Raw genomic sequence first — 1,127 nt, forward strand, 5'->3', positions numbered from 1 at the left:
GTGCCGCCCCAGTAAAGGCGTCCCGCGCCGTTGCCGGCGAAGTAGACCATGGTGTTTCCGGGGTCGATGCCGGCGATGTCCGCCTTGCCGTCGCCGTTGAAGTCGCCTGCGGTGATTGCTTTGTAGTTGGCCCAGTCGCCCTGGCCGCCGGTGGGGCCGCCCCATGAGAGCTGGCCTGCGCCGTTGCCGGCGAAGTAGACCATGGTGTTTCCGGGGTCGAAGTCGCCTGCGGTGATGGCGCGGTAGTTGGCCCAGTCGCCCTGGCCGCTCATGGGGCCGCCCCATGAGAGCTGGCCTGCGCCGAGTTCCACACCACGTTTGCGATGTACCCGGCGATGTCGATGTTTGCTCGGTAGTTCGACCCGTCAGGGAACCCGGACTTCTGGACCTTCTGGCAGATGTTCGCGATGTCACCGCTGCGCCATGCGCCGTTCGGGTAGTTCGCGAGCATCACGTCGAGGAACTTGTTGGTCGCGTAGACCGGGTTGATCAGGTCGCTCGGTGAGCCCCAGCCCATGCTCGGTCGTTGCTGGAAGAGTCCGAGGCTGTCGTGGTCCTCGGCGACGCTGATGTTGTCGAAATGCGTTTCCGTCGTCACGGTCGTAAAGGCGATGTGTGCTGCGCGCAGGTCGAGGCCTCGTGCCTTCACCTGCCTGGCGACGGCACGTGCACAGGAAACCCTGTAGGGCGTCATCCAGTTCGCTCGAGAGCGGAGCTGGGCCGACACGGCGTTGTCCTCTGCGGTCACGCCAGACGTGCTGCAGGGAGCAGTGCTGCGTGCGACCGCGGTTCCGGTGGCGCCTAGCACGATCGTGCCCGCGACGGCCATTGAAGCGATCAGTCCTAATATTCTGTGCAATGCCGAGTTCATCGTTCCCCCATGTAATTGCCGGTGCGAATTGACGTGCGTGAGCTCAGACGATCGCCTTGTAGTTGGCCCAGTCGCCCTGGCCGCCGGTGGGGCCGCCCCATGAGAGCTGGCCTGCGCCGTTGCCGGCGAAGTAGACCATGGTGTTTCCGGGGTCGCTTTGTAGTTGGCCCAGTCGCCTTGGCCGCTCATGGTGCCGCCCCAGTAAAGGCGTCCCGCGCCGTTGCCGGCGAAGTAGACCATGGTGTTTCCGGGGTCG

General features: G+C 64.9%; 2 protein-coding genes. Both read right to left on the reverse strand.

The window, feature by feature from the left end; translation table 11 throughout:
- Window positions 1-272, reverse strand: a 272-nt coding sequence (locus IG04_RS0141750) for a hypothetical protein (RefSeq protein ID WP_030482282.1), incomplete at its 3' end; no start/stop codon positions are given.
- Window positions 269-748: a hypothetical protein gene (locus IG04_RS43520; protein WP_157513146.1), complete on the reverse strand. Its 480-nt coding sequence runs from the start codon at window positions 746-748 to the stop codon at window positions 269-271. The genes IG04_RS0141750 and IG04_RS43520, both read right to left, overlap by 4 nt.
- Window positions 749-1,127 lie beyond the last annotated feature (379 nt).

Origin of the sequence: Lentzea albidocapillata (assembly GCF_000719115.1) — a bacterium.
GTDB lineage: Bacteria > Actinomycetota > Actinomycetes > Mycobacteriales > Pseudonocardiaceae > Lentzea > Lentzea albidocapillata.